Origin of the sequence: Enterobacter cloacae complex sp. 677-3DZ2D5B, assembly GCF_004136695.1 — a bacterium.
GTDB classification, from domain to species: Bacteria; Pseudomonadota; Gammaproteobacteria; order Enterobacterales; family Enterobacteriaceae; genus Enterobacter; species Enterobacter hormaechei_C.
In genome coordinates this window covers 1-16216 of record NZ_QFLS01000013.1, presented here as the reverse complement: position 1 = coordinate 16216, position 16216 = coordinate 1, and the positions used below count along the sequence as shown (strand labels likewise).

The following is a 16216-nucleotide window of genomic DNA, read 5'->3' as shown; positions in this document are numbered from 1 at the left end:
CTGGGATCAGATCGCCACTTTATACACAGGTCAAAAACTAAACCAACGTTGTTATTTGGATAACTACGGCTTAATACGAGCTTTTAACCAGAGTTATCCACATCTGTTCGCACGATCTTTAATCGTTTTTGAGTAAATTTTTCCATTCCGCGAGCCAGATCTCGGCTGGATCTTCGGGAATATCATGATCGAGGATGTTGATCTTCAGCGTTTCACCCAGCTGTTTTGCTCCGCAGGCGGTCACCGCAGCTTCTACTTTCTCTATGGCGCCACAGAAAGTGTCATATTCACGGCTGCCGATCCCCACAGCGCCAAACCGGACGTTTGACAGATCGGGCTGTTGTTCCAGCAGTTCGTCATATAAAGGTTGCAGGTTATCTGGCAGATCGCCCGCGCCGTGCGTGGAGGTGATCAGCAGCCAGACCCCGTCAGTCGGGAGATCTTCCAGCAGCGGTCCGTGCAGCGTTTGTGTAGAAAAGCCCGCGTCTTCCAGCTTCTCAGCCAGATGTTCCGCTACATATTCCGCACCGCCCAGGGTGCTGCCGCTGATAAGAGTAATGTCCGCCATTGATCGCTCGCTCAGATAAAGAGGCGGCCATTGTACGCTGTGAACGAGCTGGGATCTACCTGTGGAAAATGTGGGAATGAAATTGCCCGATCACGGGCGGATAGTACGCATGATCGGGTTTTGCAGGGAGATCAGGGTTTCAGTGGACTGAATTTCATCGATTGTTTGGATCTTGTTGATAAGTACCTGCTGGAGGGCGTCAATGGATCGGCACATGACCTTTATAAAGATGCTGTAGTGCCCGGTGGTGTAGTACGCTTCAGTGACTTCATCCAGCGCGTTCAGTTTCTCCAGCGCGGAGGGGTAATCTTTGGCGCTTTTCAAAATAATGCCAATGAAGCAGCAGACGTCGTAGCCGAGTTGCTTCGGGCTGACATCAATGCGTGCGCCGGTGATGATCCCGGCCTGCTTCATTTTCTCTACGCGAACGTGAATGGTCCCCGGGCTGACGCCAAATTGTTTCGCCAGTTCGGCATACGCGGTGCGTGCGTTGGCCATGAGCGCTTCCAGAATGCCGCGGTCCAGATTGTCGATCTGATAATTTTCCATAGGTTTTTCTTATGAAGATTAATGATTCCTTCTATTCTAGCGTCTTATTTTAACGAATCAAAAGTGAAGGAGGCTTTTTGTTGATGAGTTATTGAATTAAGCGCCTGTTCTGTTGCTTAATCAGTATCAACAGGACGCAGGAGTATAAATAATGAAAACCGCTTACATCGCAAAACAACGCCAGATCAGTTTCGTTAAATCCCATTTTTCCCGCCAGCTGGAAGAGAAGCTTGGCCTTATTGAAGTTCAGGCGCCGATTCTGAGCCGCGTGGGTGACGGGACGCAGGATAACTTGTCTGGTTGCGAAAAAGCGGTACAGGTAAAAGTGAAAACACTGCCAGACGCCCAGTTCGAAGTGGTTCATTCCCTGGCGAAGTGGAAGCGTCAAACCCTGGGACAACACGACTTCAGCGCGGGCGAAGGGCTTTACACGCACATGAAAGCCCTTCGCCCCGATGAAGACCGTCTCTCCCCCATTCACTCTGTCTACGTTGACCAGTGGGACTGGGAGCGCGTAATGGGTGACGGCGAGCGCCACGTTGGCACGCTGAAGTCTACCGTTGAGGCGATCTACGCCGGGATCAAAGCGACCGAAGCGGCCGTGAGCAAAGAGTTTGGTCTGGCACCGTTCCTGCCGGAAACGATCCACTTTGTTCACAGTCAGGAATTGCTGAGCCGTTTCCCGGATCTGGATGCCAAAGGCCGTGAACGCGCGATTGCCAAAGAGCTTGGCGCGGTATTCCTGATCGGCATTGGCGGAAAATTGTCTGATGGTAAACGTCACGACGTCCGTGCGCCGGATTACGATGACTGGAGCACAGTGGGCGAAAGCGAATATGCTGGTCTGAACGGCGATATTCTGGTCTGGAACCCGGTTCTGGAAGATGCGTTTGAACTCTCTTCAATGGGGATCCGCGTGGATGCTGAAGCACTGAAGCGTCAGCTGGCCGTGACCGGTGATGAGGATCGTCTGCAACTGGAATGGCACCAGGCGCTGCTGCGCGGTGAAATGCCGCAGACCATCGGCGGTGGTATTGGCCAGTCTCGTCTGACCATGCTGCTGTTGCAACTGTCCCATATCGGTCAGGTGCAGTGTGGGGTCTGGCCGCAGCAGGTACGTGAGAGCGTCGGTTCTCTTCTTTAATTAACGTCGCCAGCGTCTGAGCAGGCGGCTACGCAACCCGGTATCAAAGCGCCAGATATGATCGAAGATGCGCATGATGCCGGGTTTTCCATGTGCAGACATCGCCACGGCATGGAAACGGTGCTGGTGCACGCGCTGCATCTCCTTCACTTTATTCACGACGTCGTCCGGCAGCCGCTGGGCAATAAAATCGGAAATCACCACCGCATCCGCGTCGTACCAGTCACCGCCCTGCATGCGCTCAATGATACTGCGAAAACAGCTGGCCAGATCGGTGCCGCCGCGAAAGCGCCGGCTTAAAAAGCGGATCGCCTGCTCCAGCCCCTGTGGGCTGGTCAGTTCATACCCCACCACTTCGCTGGAAAAGAGCATGATGTAGCAGCGACGACGATCGGCGAGCGCCACGCGCATCAGGGCCAGGCAGAACGCTTTTGCGCACTGTTCATTAAAGCCCCCCATCGATCCGGACGTATCGACGCAAACAATGAATGGGCCGCGCGGTTGCTCATCAAAATCCTGGTGCACCACCGGACGCTGGCTGATCTTCTCGCGCCAGGCTTCGCCATGCAGTCGATAGGTAATGAGCTGTTTTTCCACCAGCCGACGATAAAACTCATACTCCAGTTCGGTCATTCCCAGCGTGCTGAGTTCCGTTGGCAGCAGGCGCAGGATGTCATCGCTTTGCTGTAACCCGTCCACCTGCTCCGGTACGGTGGAGGGCTCGCGTACCAGCGTTCGGAAGGTCTCCATCGGCGCATCTTTCTTTGGGACCGACCGGGCCTCCCGGGAGCGGCCGAGCTGTTCTGCGAGCTTCATCAGCTCCGGCTGTTGCGCCAGAAAGTCGCCGTACTTCACGATCAGCTGATAATCGCCCCGCTTTAACTGGCCGGCACTCATATCCCAGAGTCGACCAGCGGCGTTTTCATTCTCCACCAGCACCTGTTCTAACTGGCCGCTCAGGGTCATTCGCTCCTGGACCTCACTGAGCAACTGTTCGCGCTCTTCGTCCAGCAACTGCTGATTGAGGGCCGTGGCCTGGACCACAAGGCTCAGTCGCCAGCGCTGTAAAAACAGCGTATGCAGGGCGGAAGTGAAGCTGGGGTTGTCCGTGACCAGCGCTCTGGCCTGGCTGGCAAACGGGGAGTGAACGTTATCAAGCAGCGTCAGAGTTTGCTGTAGCTGGGCAATAAACTGCGGCGTTGAAAGCCGCTGGCACTGCTGGTAACCAGCCACTTCCTCTGTCAGTTCCGGCGGGACTTCCGTCTCCTTAAACCGCTGGCGCAGGTTATCGCGCCAGCGGGGAAGATCGTCCGTCATTGCTTTTCGAAGCTTCGGGAATTTTTCAAAGAAGGCCGCCAGCTGCGGTGAAGCGAGCAGGGTAATGACGACCTCTTCGATCAACCCTTCCTCGCTAACCGCCAGCATGACGTTAAGCGTGTCCAGCGTTAGCATTGACGCGCCTGTTTAATCTGCGCGCTGACATCCTGCAAGCTGGCTTCAATGCGACCTAACCAGTCGCTATGGATAAAGAGGCATTTCTGCTGCTCGCTGAAGCGGGTGTGCTGCTGATGCCATTCGTTATCCAGCGCGTCGAGCTGCTGTTTGATCTCCTCCGGCACAGTGTCGGAGGCCGTGCCCGGCAGAGCCAGGCGCGATCCCTGAAGGCTGACGTCGCGGATCACAAGGTGCTGGCTGCTGTCGACTTCCATTGACAACGGCTGTGCAAAGCCGATACCGTTGAGTTTACCGCGGATCTCACCGCCCTTATCCAGCCACTGAACCAGCGCAACGCGTTCGATAGTCACATGCACAACCTGCATATCATGAAGCTTCAGCGGCTGCTGAAGAAGAAGCGTTAGCGAGGCGTCAGTCAGCCCGGCTGGCAGTTCGTAGTGCGGTTTACGGGCAAACATCCCGCCAAGACGGTTCACCTTCAGCGCGGTTTTGTCACTTTGCTGCTGCTGGAGCTGAAGGCGACGTTGAGCAATCGCCCCCAGTTGATTAAGCATGGATTGCTGACCCCACGCGTGTCCGGTCATCAAAACGTCCAGCTGCTGCTGCATCAGATTCATCCCTTCTGCGTCGTGCCACAGGCAGTCTTTCAGCAGGATCAGATCGATGGGAGCGACAGCATCGCGGCCGCTAAACAGCGCGCTTGCCTGGAGCAGACGAATGGCTTTTTTCCAGCGACGATCGGAGACGTACGGCGCGGAGGGCAGTAAATCAAGCTGCTGGCGCAGCATGAAGATCAGCTCAAAAACGGGATCGGGCAGTTTTATCTTGCCGATCTCCTCCTGCCACTGGTGGTATTCCTCGTCCGTGACCTGCAATGACGCTGCCACCGGATTTTCGTTTTCATCCTGCTGGCTTACCAGCATAGAACGGAAGTTTGATTTATCCTGGACTTTATCCAGCCACAGGCGGATCAACATACGGTCATACAGCGCTTCCAGGCTGCTGTCGGCTTCGGGCAGTTCGTTTGACGCGGCCACCAGCAGGCGCATGGGGATCTTCTCTTCGCTGGCGCCGTTGCGGAATCGGCGTTCGTTAATTGCCGTCAGCAGGGTATTCAGAATGGCCGGGCCGGCTTTCCAGATCTCATCAAGAAAGACGATTTCCGCTTCCGGGAGATAGCCCGCCGTCAGACGTTCATAGCGTCCCTCATCTTTTAGCGCCTGAATGGAGAGTGGGCCGAAAACTTCTTCCGGCGTGGAGAAGCGCGTCATCAAATACTCGAATGCGCGCGCGTTCTGGAAAGCGAATTTGAGGCGGCGTGCGATCAGACTTTTGGCAATGCCCGGCGGCCCCAGCAGAAACACGCTTTCCCCGCTCAGCGCCGCCAGTAAACAGAGGCGAATGGCGTGGCTACGCTCGTAAAGGCCTTTTTCCAGCGCACTGCTGAGACGGGAAATTCTTTCTGCTAATAAATGTGAGTGAGCCATAATAGTTTTGCATCCTTTCGCCGTTGTGGCGGCTAATTGAAGCGAGTATAGACGTTTCGGTCTGGCCTGGTAATAGGCTGAAGTGCGGCGCTATTTTCTTTGCGCTACATTAATGTGGCTGCATTTAGGGGTACGATTTTGCATTGAATCGTGCATACTGTGCGCTTTTTGTGGGCCAAGGGACTAAGCACACATTTGTTATTCAAACGAAAAGACTAGTCTATGAGCACTGATAATAAGCAATCATTACCCGCAGTAACGCTTGCGGCGATCGGGGTTGTCTACGGTGATATCGGCACCAGCCCGCTTTATACGCTTCGTGAATGTCTGTCCGGTCAGTTTGGTTTTGGTGTAGAGCGTGACGCCGTATTTGGTTTCCTCTCGCTCATCTTCTGGCTGCTGATCCTGGTGGTCTCCCTTAAATATCTCTCTTTCGTTATGCGGGCTGATAACGCGGGCGAGGGCGGTATTCTGACCCTGATGTCCCTTGCCGGGCGCAATACGTCTGCAAGAATGACCTCCGTGCTGGTCATCATTGGCCTGATTGGCGGCAGCTTCTTCTATGGAGAAGTCGTGATTACGCCGGCGATTTCGGTAATGTCGGCCATAGAGGGGCTGGAGATTGTCGCGCCACAGCTTGATACTTGGGTGGTGCCACTCGCTATTATCGTGCTGACGTTGCTGTTTGCTATACAAAAACACGGTACCGGGCTGGTGGGTAAGCTGTTCGCGCCTATTATGCTGGCCTGGTTCCTGATCCTGGCGGCGCTGGGCTTACGCAGTATTATCGCCAACCCGGATGTCCTGCACGCGCTGAACCCATTGTGGGCGGTGCATTTCTTCCTGGAATATAAAGTGGTGTCGTTTGTGGCGCTGGGCGCGGTGGTACTTTCCATTACCGGTGTTGAAGCGCTGTATGCGGATATGGGCCACTTCGGGAAACTCCCTATTCGCGTCGCATGGTTTAGCGTGGTCTTGCCTTCACTGGTGCTGAATTACTTCGGTCAGGGCGCGCTGCTGCTTGCACACCCTGAAGCGATTAAAAACCCGTTCTTCCTGCTGGCGCCGGACTGGGCGCTGGTTCCGATGCTGATCCTGGCGACGCTGGCGACGGTCATTGCCTCTCAGGCTGTCATTTCCGGCGTATTCTCCCTGACGCGTCAGGCCGTGCGGTTGGGTTATCTCTCCCCAATGCGCATTATCCATACCTCAGAGATGGAGTCTGGCCAGATCTACATTCCGTTCGTCAACTGGCTGCTCTACTTCGCGGTGGTGATTGTCATCGTCAGCTTTGAGCACTCCAGTAATCTGGCGGCGGCGTACGGTATCGCGGTAACCGGAACGATGGTGTTGACCTCTATTCTCTCCACCACCGTGGCGTACCGTAACTGGCACTGGAATAAGTTCCTCGTGGGGCTGATCCTGGTTGGCTTCCTCTGTATCGACGTGCCGCTGTTCTCTGCGAATCTCGACAAGATTGTCTCCGGTGGCTGGCTGCCGCTGACGCTGGGTCTGGTGATGTTTATTGTGATGACGACGTGGAAGAGCGAACGTTTCCGCCTGCTGCGTCGTATGCATGAGCACGGTAACTCTCTGGAGGCGATGATTGCCTCGCTGGAGAAATCCCCACCGGTGCGCGTGCCGGGCACGGCGGTGTATATGTCTCGCGCGCTGAACGTAATCCCGTTTGCGCTGATGCATAACCTCAAGCACAACAAAGTGCTGCACGAGCGCGTGATCCTGCTGACGCTGCGTACTGAAGATGCGCCGTACGTTCACAACGTGCGTCGCGTACAGATTGAACAGCTGTCGCCAACCTTCTGGCGCGTGGTGGCAAGCTACGGCTGGCGCGAAACGCCGAACGTGGAAGAGGTGTTCCACCGCTGCGGTCTGGAAGGCCTGAGTTGCCGCATGATGGAGACGTCGTTCTTTATGTCCCACGAGTCGCTGATCATCGGCAAGCGCCCATGGTATTTGCGCCTGCGCGGCAAGCTGTATCTCATTCTGCAACGTAACGCCCTGCGTGCGCCTGACCAGTTTGAGATCCCGCCTAATCGCGTGATTGAGCTGGGGACGCAGGTCGAGATTTAAGACTCCGTGCGGGCTGATGCCCTCACCCCGACCCTCTCCCACAGGGAGAGGGTGCAACCATAAAAAACGGTAACCTGACGGTTACCGTTTTGCATTTACCTCCTCTGCATTTCACTTAGCGAAACGTTTCGACGTTGATCACAAATCCGTTACGTCATGATGGTTTTCTGAACACTTCTGCGGCTACACTGTTTTTAGCGAAACGTTTCGCTAGTGGAGCAAAAAATGAAGAAAGGCACAGTACTCAACTCAGAAATCTCATCGGTGATTTCCCGTCTTGGGCATACCGATACGCTGGTGGTTTGCGATGCAGGCTTACCGGTTCCGCGCAGCACAACCCGTATCGATATGGCGTTAACGCAGGGCGTGCCCTCGTTCATGCAGGTACTGGAAGTGGTCACCGCGGAGATGCAGGTTGAGGCGGCCATTCTCGCGGCGGAAATCAAACAACATAATCCGCAACTCCACGAAACGTTGCTCAGCCACATTGAGCAACTGCAACAGCACCAGGGAAACACCATAGAAATTCGTTACACAACGCACGAGCAGTTCAAACAACAAACCGCAGACAGTCAGGCGGTGATTCGCAGCGGGGAGTGTTCCCCGTATGCGAATATCATTCTCTGTGCTGGCGTCACCTTCTGAGGCCATCATGGACGCATTACTGCAACTCAAAGGGATCGATAAATCGTTCCCGGGCGTAAAAGCCCTCTCCGGCGCGGCGCTGAACGTCTATTCCGGGCGCGTCATGGCGCTGGTGGGCGAAAACGGCGCCGGCAAATCCACCATGATGAAAGTGCTGACCGGTATCTACCAACGCGATGCCGGTTCGCTGCTGTGGCTGGGTAAAGAGACCACCTTCAACGGCCCGAAATCCTCTCAGGAAGCGGGCATCGGCATCATCCACCAGGAGCTGAACCTGATCCCGCAGCTCACCATTGCGGAGAACATCTTCCTCGGCCGTGAGTTCGTGAACCGGTTTGGCAAAATCGACTGGAAAACCATGTATGCCGAAGCGGACAAACTGCTGGCGAAGCTGAATCTGCGCTTTAAGAGCGACCGACTGGTGGGCGACCTTTCCATCGGCGATCAGCAGATGGTGGAAATCGCGAAGGTGCTGAGCTTCGAGTCGAAGGTCATCATTATGGATGAACCGACCGACGCCCTGACCGATACCGAAACCGAATCCTTGTTCCGCGTGATCCGTGAGCTGAAATCCCAGGGCCGCGGCATTGTCTATATCTCACACCGCATGAAAGAGATCTTCGAAATCTGCGACGACGTCACCGTCTTTCGCGACGGGCAGTTTATTGCCGAGCGCGAAGTAGCAACCCTGACCGAAGATTCGCTGATCGAAATGATGGTGGGACGTAAGCTCGAAGATCAGTATCCACATCTGGAGAAAGCGCCGGGTGAGATCCGCCTGAAGGTGGATAACCTCTGCGGACCGGGCGTGAATGACGTCTCCTTTACCCTGCGCAAGGGCGAGATCCTTGGCGTCGCGGGCCTGATGGGGGCGGGGCGTACTGAACTGATGAAAGTGCTCTATGGCGCACTGCCGCGCACCAGCGGCTACGTTACCCTTGACGGTCATGAAGTGGTCACCCGCTCGCCGCAGGACGGGCTGGCGAATGGCATCGTCTATATCTCTGAAGACCGTAAGCGCGACGGCTTAGTGCTGGGCATGTCGGTAAAAGAGAACATGTCCCTGACTGCGCTAGGCTATTTCAGCCGCAGCGGCGGCAGCCTGAAACACAAAGATGAGCAGCAGGCGGTCAGCGATTTTATCCGTCTCTTTAACGTTAAAACCCCATCGATGGAGCAGGCGATTGGCCTGTTGTCCGGCGGTAATCAGCAGAAAGTGGCGATTGCCCGCGGGTTGATGACGCGCCCGAAAGTACTGATCCTCGATGAGCCCACCCGCGGCGTGGACGTGGGCGCGAAAAAAGAGATCTATCAGCTGATTAACCAGTTCAAGGCCGACGGTCTGAGCATCATTCTGGTCTCTTCCGAGATGCCAGAAGTATTAGGCATGAGCGATCGCATTATCGTCATGCATGAAGGGCATCTCGGTGGTGAATTCACTCGCGAGCAGGCCACCCAGGAAGTTCTGATGGCTGCCGCTGTGGGCAAGCTTAATCGCGTGAATCAGGAGTAAGAAGATGACTACCCAGGCTGTTTCTGGTCGCCGCTATTTCACAAAGACGTGGCTGATGGAACAAAAATCGCTGATTGCCCTGCTGGTGCTGATCGCGATTGTCTCGACCATGAGCCCGAACTTTTTTACCGTCAATAACCTGTTCAACATTCTTCAGCAGACCTCTGTCAACGCCATTATGGCGGTGGGGATGACGCTGGTGATTTTGACCTCGGGTATCGATCTGTCCGTCGGTTCCCTGCTGGCCCTCACCGGCGCGATCGCCGCGTCGATTGTCGGTATTGAGGTCAACGCGCTGGTGGCCGTTGCCGCTGCGCTGGCGGCAGGTGCGGCAATTGGCGCCGTAACCGGCGTAATTGTGGCGAAAGGTCGCGTTCAGGCGTTCATCGCCACGCTGGTGATGATGCTGCTGCTGCGCGGTGTGACCATGGTGTACACCAACGGCAGCCCGATTAATACCGGCTTTACCGATAACGCCGATCTGTTTGGCTGGTTCGGTATCGGTCGCCCGCTGGGTGTCCCGACCCCGGTCTGGATCATGGCTATCGTTTTCCTGGCGGCGTGGTACATGCTGCACCATACCCGTCTGGGTCGTTATATATATGCGCTGGGCGGTAACGAAGCGGCAACGCGCCTGTCCGGTATCAGCGTTAATAAAGTCAAAATTATCGTTTACTCCCTGTGCGGCCTGCTGGCGTCTCTGGCGGGCATCATCGAAGTGGCGCGCCTCTCTTCCGCACAGCCAACGGCGGGTACGGGCTATGAGCTGGATGCCATCGCGGCAGTGGTTCTGGGCGGTACGAGCCTTGCGGGCGGTAAAGGTCGCATTGTTGGGACATTGATCGGCGCACTGATCCTCGGTTTCCTGAATAATGGTTTGAATTTGTTAGGTGTTTCCTCCTATTACCAGATGATCGTTAAGGCAGTGGTGATTTTGCTGGCGGTACTGGTAGACAACAAAAAACAGTAACTGACGACACTACAGGACATCTTAGATATGAACATGAAAAAACTGGCTACCCTGGTTTCTGCTGTCGCGCTGAGCGCAACCGTAAGTGCTAACGCCATGGCGAAGGACACCATCGCGCTGGTTGTCTCTACCCTGAACAACCCGTTCTTCGTCTCCCTGAAGGATGGCGCGCAGAAAGAAGCAGATAAACTGGGCTACAACCTGGTGGTGCTGGATTCTCAGAACAACCCGGCGAAAGAGCTGGCTAACGTTCAGGACTTAACCGTTCGTGGCACCAAAATCCTGCTGATCAACCCAACCGATTCCGACGCGGTCGGTAATGCCGTGAAGATGGCAAACCAGGCGAAGATCCCGGTAATCACCCTTGACCGTCAGGCAACGAAAGGGGATGTGGTCAGCCACATTGCGTCTGATAACGTACTGGGCGGAAAAATCGCCGGCGACTACATCGCGAAGAAAGCCGGTGAAGGCGCGAAAGTGATTGAGTTGCAGGGTATCGCCGGGACTTCCGCGGCCCGTGAACGTGGTGAAGGTTTCCAGCAGGCTGTAGCGGCGCACAAATTCAACGTGCTGGCGAGCCAGCCGGCAGACTTCGACCGTACAAAGGGTCTGAACGTCATGCAGAACCTGCTGACCGCGCATCCTGATGTGCAGGCGGTATTCGCACAGAACGACGAAATGGCGCTCGGTGCGCTGCGTGCGCTCCAGACTGCGGGTAAATCAGATGTGATGGTTGTCGGATTTGACGGCACGCCGGATGGTGAAAAAGCAGTAAATGATGGCAAACTGGCTGCGACCATCGCTCAGCTGCCTGAGCAGATTGGCGCGACTGGCGTGCAAACTGCCGATAAAGTGCTGAAGGGCGAAAAAGTTCAGGCCAAATATCCTGTTGACCTGAAACTGGTCATTAAGCAGTAAAGGCGATTCAGGCAGTCGCTGGCTGCCTGAGGGACACCAAATAAAAGAAAAGTGTGGCATACGCCACCGGGTAATACCGGTGGCGCTCTCAGATGGACACCTCAATACATGAAAACCGCAGGCAACCTCGTGGTCCTTGGCAGTATCAATGCCGATCACATTCTTAACCTTGAAACGTTCCCCACTCCGGGCGAAACCGTCACCGGCAATCAGTATCAGGTGGCGTTCGGCGGTAAGGGCGCAAACCAGGCGGTTGCCTCCGGACGCAGCGGGGCGAATATCGCGTTTATCGCCTGTACGGGTGATGACGATACCGGCGAGCGCGTACGCAAACAGCTCGCAAGCGACAACATCGACATCGCACCCGTCAGCGTGGTTGCAGGGGAATCTACCGGCGTGGCGCTGATTTTCGTCAATGCGGAAGGTGAGAATGTCATCGGTATTCATGCGGGGGCTAATGCCGCGTTAACGACTGAACGCGTCGAAGCGCAGCGTGGAATCATCGCCGGAGCGGAAGCCCTGCTGATGCAGCTGGAGTCACCGGTTGAAAGCGTGCTGGCCGCTGCGAAAATTGCGCATGAAAATCATACCTCTGTCGTACTTAACCCGGCACCTGCCCGTGTATTATCAGACGAGCTGCTGGCGCTGGTGGATATTATCACCCCGAACGAAACCGAAGCGGAAAAGCTGACGGGTATCCGTGTCGAAAATGATGACGATGCAGCGCGTGCCGCGCTTGCGCTGCATGATAAAGGCATCGGCACCGTGATCATCACCCTCGGCAGCCGTGGGGTGTGGGCTAGCGTCAATGGCGAAGGTCGTCGCGTGCCGGGCTTTAAGGTCAAAGCCATTGATACCATCGCCGCAGGAGACACCTTCAACGGTGCGCTGGTAACGGCGCTGCTGGAAGGAAAAGCAATGGATGACGCGATCCGCTTCGCGCATGCCGCCGCTGCGATCGCGGTGACGCGTAAAGGCGCTCAGCCTTCTGTTCCATGGCGTAAAGAGATTGATGAATTCTTAAGTCAGCAGGGGTAACGCTTGGCCACAATGAAAGATGTCGCCCGTATGGCGGGCGTTTCTACCTCGACTGTTTCCCACGTTATCAATAACGATCGCTTCGTCAGCGAGGCGATTCGGGAGAAAGTTGACGCTGCAATTAAAGAACTCAACTATGCGCCGTCTGCGCTGGCCCGCAGCCTGAAGCTCAACCAGACGCGCACCATCGGCATGCTGATCACGGCCAGTACCAACCCTTTTTATTCTGAACTGGTGCGCGGCGTGGAGCGCAGCTGCTTCGAGCGCGGCTACAGCCTGGTGCTGTGTAATACCGAAGGCGATGAGCAGCGCATGAACCGTAACCTGGAAACGCTGATGCAAAAACGCGTCGACGGGCTGCTGCTGCTCTGTACCGAAACGCATCAACCTTCGAAAGAGATCATCCAGCGCTACCCTTCTATTCCCACGGTGATGATGGACTGGGCGCCGTTCGACGGCACCAGCGATCTGATCCAGGATAACTCGCTGCTGGGCGGCGATATGGCGACTCAGCATCTGATCGATAAAGGTCATACCCGCATTGCCTGTATTACCGGCCCGCTGGATAAAACCCCGGCGCGCCTGCGTCTGGAAGGCTATCTTTCGGCCATGGAACGTGCGGGGCTTGCCATTCCTGATGGCTATCGCATCACCGGCGATTTCGAATTTAACGGTGGATTTGAAGCAATGCAGAAACTGCTGGCGCAAGAGCCGCGCCCGCAGGCGGTGTTTATCGGTAATGATGCGATGGCATTCGGAGCTTATCAGGCGCTTTATCAGGCGGGATTACGTGTCCCGGACGACATGGCGATCGTCGGTTACGATGATATCGAACTGGCGCGCTACATGACGCCGCCGCTGACCACCATCCATCAGCCGAAAGATGAACTGGGCGAGCTGGCCATCGATGTGTTGATCCACCGCATGGCCCAGCCCACGCTGCAACAGCAACGTTTGCAGCTTACTCCTGTTCTGATGGAACGCGGTTCGGTTTAGCCTTCTCTTTGTGACGCTCTTTAATCAGGTTCCGGCCGTCTTTTGGTTTTAACAACATAAAGACCACCGCTGATACCACGGTAAGCGCGCCCATGGTGATAAAGGTATAGTGGAACTGCTCAACGGTATTTGTACCGTCAACCCCTTCATAAAACCGCAGTACCGCCGCGCTTACGGCAACCCCGAGGCTGATCGACAGCTGTTGAGTGACCGCCAGTACGCTGTTGCCGCTGCTGGCATTCTCGTCGGTGAGGTCCGCAAGGGTGATGGTGTTCATCGACGTAAACTGCGTCGACATGGCCATACCCAGCACAAACAGCGGCAGGATCAGCATCCAGATTGGTAACGCCGCAGATTGCAGAGAGAACTGCGCAATCATCAATCCGATAAAGATCGTCACGCCAACCAGCGTCTTACGATAGCCAAACCAGCGCAGCACCTGCGTGACCGTCGATTTTGCCAGAATCGAGCCCATCGCCGTGGGCGCCATCATGCAGCCAGCAATCAGGGCCGGATAGCCGAAACCGACCTGGAGCATCAGCGGCATCAGGAACGGTACGCAGCCCGTGCCCAGACGTGAGGCAATGTTGCCCGCAATCCCGACGGAGAACGTTCGGGTGTTAAACAGAGATAAAGAGATAAGCGGTGTCGGATGGCGACGCGCATGACGTATATATAGAAGGAACAGCAGAATCCCGCTAAGGATGACGGCCAGCGCCAGCCACGTCGCTACGATTTTCTCGCCAAACAGCTCCATCCCGCTGGAGAACAGGACCAGGCTCAGGCCAAACAGGAAGAAGCCGCCCATATCGAAGCTGCGTCTTGGCGTGGTGAAGTTCGGCATATATTTACGGGCATAAATCAGCCCTGCCACACCAATCGGAATATTAATAAGGAAGATCCAGTGCCAGCTTGCCCAGGTCACCAGTACGCCACCGAGAACCGGGCCAAGTATCGGGCCGACCAGCCCCGGCATAGTCACAAAGTTGAGCACCGGGAGCAGTTCGCTGCGCGGATAGGCGCGCAATAACGCCAGACGCGCGACGGGCATCATCATCGCGCCGCCTATCCCCTGTAGAACGCGGAAGATAACCAGTTCCGTCAGAGAGGTGGAGAGGGCGCAAGCCAGAGAACCGAGGGTGAACAACGTCACCGCCAGCATGAATACTTTACGCGTGCCGAAACGATCGGCCAGCCAGCCGCTGACCGGAATAAGCATCGCCACCGTCAGGGTGTAGCTGATGATGGCGGATTGCATCGCCAGCGGGGAGCGGTTAAGGCTTTGTGCTATGGCGGGAAGGGCGGTATTGAGGATAGTGGCATCAAGTGCCTGCATAAAGAACGCCATGGCTGCAATCCACGGCAATCCGGCCATACTGCGTGCTTTTTTCTCTGTCATTTATTTACCTGCTGGTGGGTTGGCGCGGCCAGCAACGCCTGGCACGCACTCAGGGCTCGCTGCCCGTCGCTCTCCTGAATGGCATCGACTATCGCCTGATGCAGATCCAGCTTCACCACCTCATCCTGTGTGATAGAGGTAAAGTAAGTGTGGTACACAGAATGGAATAAAGAAGCAAAGGAGGTCAGGAAAGGATTTCCGCTCATATTATAGATATGTTCATGCCAGGCCATATCGACCGCTATCCAGCGCTCGCGGTTAAAGTGCTTTTTCAGATCCACCATCTCTTCCATCAAAGTATTGAGCTGCGCTTTTTGCTCTGCTGTGCCGAGCGTGGCGGCAAGCAGACAGGCCTGAGGTTCAAGACTGCTGCGCATGACCAGAAAGTGATCGACGACCTGATTAAAGTTATCTTCGGTCATCCACCAGGTGAGCAACTCCTGATCGAGAAAGTTCCAGTTTCCCTGAGGCATAACGCGGGTGCCAATGCGCGGGCGTGGAAGCACCATCCCTTTCGCCGTTAATGTTTTTACCGCTTCGCGAACGGCTGTACGGCTAACGCCAAACTGATCTCCCAGCTCCATCTCGCTGGGCAGGATGCTACCTGGAGCATATTTACCCGCTAAGATCAGCTGCGCCAGTTTCTCTGCCAGCACATAGGACAGGTTTTTTTGAGCTGCCAGCTGTTGTGCGCTTAATGGCATCGCTTTTATTCCTTAGATATTGATGCGGCTAATTATGCCATCTCAGGTGTGATTGTGGTTGCAGATACATCAAATAGAACAATTTGTAGCTGGATCTCATCGCTTTTGGTGAAAAAAAACACGGTCAGAAATTTTTTTTAAATTTCCTCTTGTCACTTCAGAAGAACTCCCTATAATGCGCCTCCACTGACACGGAACAACGGCACGCAAGCCGCCGGGTCAGCAGAGAAAAGCAAAACAAACGCTTGACTCTGAAGCGGGAAAGCGTAATATGCACACCCCGCGCCGCAGCGAAAACGAAGCGGCACTGCTCTTTAACAATTTATCAGACAATCTGTGTGGGCACTCAAAGTGACATGGATTCTTAACGTCCTCGGACGATAAATGAATACCAAGTCTCAACGAGTGAACACGTAATTCATTACGAAGTTTAATTCATTGAGCATCAAACTTTTAAATTGAAGAGTTTGATCATGGCTCAGATTGAACGCTGGCGGCAGGCCTAACACATGCAAGTCGAACGGTAACAGGAAGCAGCTTGCTGCTTTGCTGACGAGTGGCGGACGGGTGAGTAATGTCTGGGAAACTGCCTGATGGAGGGGGATAACTACTGGAAACGGTAGCTAATACCGCATAACGTCGCAAGACCAAAGAGGGGGACCTTCGGGCCTCTTGCCATCGGATGTGCCCAGATGGGATTAGCTAGTAGGTGGGGTAACGGCTCACCTAGGCGACGGTC

The 16216-nt window shown here is 55.2% G+C and carries 14 protein-coding genes and 1 rRNA gene; 9 read left to right on the top strand and 6 right to left on the bottom strand.

The features are described 5' to 3' along the window. Positions 1–118: 118 nt before the first annotated feature. Both mioC and asnC read right to left on the bottom strand, forming a co-directional pair. On the bottom strand, positions 119–568 hold the full coding sequence (gene mioC / locus DD597_RS19310) for an FMN-binding protein MioC (RefSeq protein WP_003862381.1): 450 nt from the start codon (positions 566–568) through the stop codon (positions 119–121). A gap of 90 nt (positions 569–658) precedes the next feature. Next, positions 659–1117: a transcriptional regulator AsnC gene (gene asnC, locus DD597_RS19305; RefSeq protein WP_003862383.1), complete on the bottom strand. Its 459-nt coding sequence runs from the start codon at positions 1115–1117 to the stop codon at positions 659–661. A gap of 151 nt (positions 1118–1268) precedes the next feature. On the opposite strand from asnC, the gene asnA reads away from it, so the two are divergent. After that, complete coding sequence (gene asnA / locus DD597_RS19300; protein WP_003862385.1) at positions 1269–2261, top strand: aspartate--ammonia ligase; 993 nt, start codon at positions 1269–1271, stop codon at positions 2259–2261. On the opposite strand, the gene viaA is transcribed toward asnA, so the two are convergent. After that, a complete protein-coding gene (gene viaA / locus DD597_RS19295; RefSeq protein WP_116291047.1) occupies positions 2262–3713 on the bottom strand; it encodes an ATPase RavA stimulator ViaA in 1452 nt (483 codons plus the stop codon). After that, on the bottom strand, positions 3707–5203 hold the full coding sequence (gene ravA, locus DD597_RS19290; RefSeq protein ID WP_003862389.1) for an ATPase RavA: 1497 nt from the start codon (positions 5201–5203) through the stop codon (positions 3707–3709). Before ravA ends, viaA begins: the two co-directional genes overlap by 7 nt. A 222-nt stretch (positions 5204–5425) precedes the next feature. Between ravA and kup the strand changes: the two genes are divergently transcribed. From kup to rbsR, 7 genes are all read left to right on the top strand, one after another. Further along, a complete protein-coding gene (gene kup / locus DD597_RS19285; RefSeq protein WP_003862390.1) occupies positions 5426–7294 on the top strand; it encodes a low affinity potassium transporter Kup in 1869 nt (622 codons plus the stop codon). 225 nt (positions 7295–7519) lie between these two features. After that, a complete protein-coding gene (gene rbsD / locus DD597_RS19280; protein WP_003862392.1) occupies positions 7520–7939 on the top strand; it encodes a D-ribose pyranase in 420 nt (139 codons plus the stop codon). Between the two features lie 7 nt (positions 7940–7946). Continuing rightward, positions 7947–9452, top strand: a complete 1506-nt coding sequence (rbsA, locus tag DD597_RS19275) for a ribose ABC transporter ATP-binding protein RbsA (protein ID WP_003862393.1) — start codon at positions 7947–7949, stop codon at positions 9450–9452. A gap of 4 nt (positions 9453–9456) precedes the next feature. Further along, complete coding sequence (gene rbsC / locus DD597_RS19270) at positions 9457–10422, top strand: ribose ABC transporter permease (protein WP_023315066.1); 966 nt, start codon at positions 9457–9459, stop codon at positions 10420–10422. Between the two features lie 27 nt (positions 10423–10449). Continuing rightward, positions 10450–11340, top strand: coding sequence for a ribose ABC transporter substrate-binding protein RbsB (gene rbsB, locus DD597_RS19265; RefSeq protein WP_003862397.1), 891 nt, complete (start codon positions 10450–10452; stop codon positions 11338–11340). 108 nt (positions 11341–11448) lie between these two features. Beyond that, positions 11449–12378, top strand: coding sequence for a ribokinase (rbsK, locus tag DD597_RS19260; protein ID WP_129256515.1), 930 nt, complete (start codon positions 11449–11451; stop codon positions 12376–12378). A 3-nt stretch (positions 12379–12381) separates the two neighbouring features. Continuing rightward, complete coding sequence (gene rbsR, locus DD597_RS19255; protein ID WP_003862402.1) at positions 12382–13374, top strand: ribose operon transcriptional repressor RbsR; 993 nt, start codon at positions 12382–12384, stop codon at positions 13372–13374. Here rbsR and mdtD read toward each other — a convergent pair. Together mdtD and DD597_RS19245 are read right to left on the bottom strand one after the other, a co-directional pair. Next, positions 13340–14773, bottom strand: a complete 1434-nt coding sequence (gene mdtD, locus DD597_RS19250; protein ID WP_045346083.1) for a multidrug transporter subunit MdtD — start codon at positions 14771–14773, stop codon at positions 13340–13342. The genes rbsR and mdtD overlap by 35 nt on opposite strands. After that, positions 14770–15477: a FadR/GntR family transcriptional regulator gene (locus tag DD597_RS19245; RefSeq protein ID WP_003862405.1), complete on the bottom strand. Its 708-nt coding sequence runs from the start codon at positions 15475–15477 to the stop codon at positions 14770–14772. The genes mdtD and DD597_RS19245 overlap by 4 nt, the downstream gene beginning before the upstream one ends. Positions 15478–15932: 455 nt before the next feature. Here DD597_RS19245 and DD597_RS19240 point away from each other — a divergent pair. After that, positions 15933–16216: ribosomal RNA gene (locus DD597_RS19240) — 16S ribosomal RNA — on the top strand; the annotation flags it as partial.